The organism is Streptomyces albireticuli (assembly GCF_021228125.1).
Taxonomy (GTDB): domain Bacteria; phylum Actinomycetota; class Actinomycetes; order Streptomycetales; family Streptomycetaceae; genus Streptomyces; species Streptomyces albireticuli.
In genome coordinates this window covers 1-865 of the sequence record NZ_JAJQQS010000092.1, presented here as the reverse complement: position 1 = coordinate 865, position 865 = coordinate 1, and the positions used below count along the sequence as shown (strand labels likewise).

At 59.7% G+C, this 865-nt stretch carries 2 rRNA genes; both read left to right on the top strand.

Features of this window, described 5'->3' with window-relative positions:
* Positions 1–114: ribosomal RNA gene (locus LUZ64_RS36740) — 16S ribosomal RNA — on the top strand; the annotation flags it as partial.
* Positions 115–386: 272 nt separating this feature from the next.
* Positions 387–865: ribosomal RNA gene (locus LUZ64_RS36735) — 23S ribosomal RNA — on the top strand; the annotation flags it as partial.

Below are 865 nucleotides of genomic sequence, written 5' to 3'. Positions count from 1 at the left end.
CCGAAGCCGGTGGCCCAACCCTTGTGGAGGGAGCCGTCGAAGGTGGGACTGGCGATTGGGACGAAGTCGTAACAAGGTAGCCGTACCGGAAGGTGCGGCTGGATCACCTCCTTTCTAAGGAGCATATAGCCGACTGCGAGCGAATGACTCGCACGGTTGCTCATGGGTGGAACGTTGACTATTCGGCACAGTTGTGAGGGATCACTAGTACTGCTTCGGCGTGGAACGTGAGTCCTGAATGGCTGGGCCGGGCACGCTGTTGGGTGTCTGAGGGTGCGAGCGTTGCTCGCCCTTCTAGCGCCGGCCCCGGTAAAGGTCTGCTTCGGCAGGGTGTGACGGGTGGCTGGTCGTTGCTTGAGAACTGCACAGTGGACGCGAGCATCTGTGGCCAAGTTTTTAAGGGCGCACGGTGGATGCCTTGGCACCAGGAACCGATGAAGGACGTGGGAGGCCACGATAGGCCCCGGGGAGCTGTCAACCGAGCTTTGATCCGGGGGTGTCCGAATGGGGAAACCCGGCAGTCGTCATGGGCTGTCACCCGCTGCTGAACACATAGGCAGTGTGGAGGGAACGCGGGGAAGTGAAACATCTCAGTACCCGCAGGAAGAGAAAACAACCGTGATTCCGGGAGTAGTGGCGAGCGAAACCGGATGAGGCCAAACCGTATGCGTGTGATACCCGGCAGGGGTTGCGCATGCGGGGTTGTGGGATCTCTTTTCTGTCGTCTGCCGGCGACAGGACGAGTCAGAAACCGTTGGTGTAGGCGAAGGACATGCGAAAGGTCCGGCGTAGAGGGTAAGACCCCCGTAGCTGAAACATCAACGGCTCGTTTAAGAGATACCCAAGTAGCACGGGGCCCGAGAAA